2 protein-coding genes are annotated in these 1,661 nt (G+C 71.1%); both read right to left on the bottom strand.

All coding sequences use genetic code 11. From position 1 onward, the window contains the following. Positions 1–1,017 (bottom strand): glycoside hydrolase family 3 protein (locus ACQKIP_RS46870; RefSeq protein WP_427745808.1); only part of this gene is annotated, 1,017 nt, incomplete at its 3' end. Positions 1,018–1,145: 128 nt separating this feature from the next. After that, the coding region (locus ACQKIP_RS46875; RefSeq protein WP_427745809.1) for a carbohydrate ABC transporter permease at positions 1,146–1,661 on the bottom strand (516 nt) is incomplete at its 5' end.

The following is a 1,661-nucleotide window of genomic DNA, read 5'->3' on the forward strand; positions in this document are numbered from 1 at the left end:
GTCGATCAGGTCCTGGGGAAGGTGGTCGGCCGCGGGCAGGCAGCGCGCGGCGGGCAGTTCTACGTCGACGCCGGCCGCGAGGGCGATCCGCGCGGCGTCCCCCTCCGTCGCGGCCACCTGGTGGGCGGACTCCAGGAAGGCGATGCCGAAGTAGTCGGCGACGACCGTGCCGGTGAACTGCCATGTGTCGCGCAGGAGGTGGGTGAGTAGACCGGTGTGGGCGTGTCCGGGAAGTCCGTCGATGTCGTTGTAGGAGGCCATCACGGAGCGGGCGCCGCCTTCGCGCAAGGCCATCTCGAACGGGGGCAGGAAGATGTCGGCGAGTTCGCGCGGTCCGATGGAGGCGGGCGCGTGGTTGCGGGCGCCGCGCGAGGCCGAGTACCCGGCGAAGTGCTTGAGGGTGGCGACGATCCCTGCGGCCTCCAGGCCGCGCACGTAGGCGCTGCCGATGGTGCCGACCAGGTACGGGTCCTCGCCGATGGACTCCTCGGTGCGGCCCCAGCGGGGGTCGCGGACGACGTCGAGGACGGGGGCCAGGCCCTGGTGGATGCCGACCGTGCGCATCGACGTGCCGATGGCCTGGGCCATCTCGGTGATCAGGGCCGGGTCGAAGGTGGCGCCCCAGGCGAGCGGCGTCGGGAAGATGGTGGCCTGCCAGGCGGCGAAGCCGGTCAGGCACTCCTCGTGGGCAAGCGCCGGCAGAGCGAAGCGGTTCGCGGAACGGATCCGGTGCTGCAGGTCCGCCAGGCGTGCCGCGCCCGCCGCGGGCTCGAGGGGGACGGTGCCGAAGGGCCGGGTCAGATGGCCCAGGCCGTGCGGGAGCAGGGCGTCCAGGACTGCGCTCTCGGCGACGTAGGCGTGCTGTCCCGGCGCGACGGCGGCGCTGTCGGTGTCGATGTCGGCCCCCAGCCACACGCTGGACAACTGGGCGGTCTTCTCCTCGGTGGTCATCCGGGCGAGCAGGTCCGCTGCCCGGACCTTGGCGGGCAGGGTGGTGTCCTGCCAGGGCTTGACCATGGAACTCCTCAGGTGCGGTGTGTGCGGGCGGTGGTGGCGGGGCCCGGCGGTGCGGTGTGCGGCGGTGCCTGGTGGTGCGGTGGTGCGGTGTCAGCCGAGGGTTGCTGTCTCAGCCCTTGGTTGCGGTCTCAGCCCTTGGTCGCGCCCACCGTGATGCCGCCGACCAGCTGGCGTTCGGCGACGGCGTAGAAGGCGAGCGCGGGCACCATGGCCAGGACGAGGTAGGCGAAGACGCGGGCGATGTCGGTGGCGTATTGGCCCTGGAACTGCTGGACGCCGACGGGGATGGTCCACCAGGTCTCGTTGCTGAACACGAGCAGCGGCAGCAGGAAGTTGTTCCAGCTGCTGACCACGGCGAGGACGGAGACGGTGCCGAGCGCCGGGCGTGCCATCGGCAGCAGGATCCGCCAGAAGAAGCCGAAGGGGGTGCACCCGTCGAGGGTGGCTGCCTCCTCCAGTTCGCCGGGTATCTGCCGGAAGAAGCCGCGCAGGATGACGATGGTGATGGGCAGCCCGAACGCGGCCTGCGGCAGGATCACGCCCCACGGGTTGTCGAGGAGTCCGAAGGTGCGCAGCAGGATGAACAGCGGCAGGATCGCCACGGCGAAGGGGAACATCAGCCCCATCGTGAAGAGCGTGAAGAG

The organism is Streptomyces sp. NPDC059900, assembly GCF_050270335.1.
In the GTDB taxonomy this organism is placed as follows: domain Bacteria; phylum Actinomycetota; class Actinomycetes; order Streptomycetales; family Streptomycetaceae; genus Streptomyces.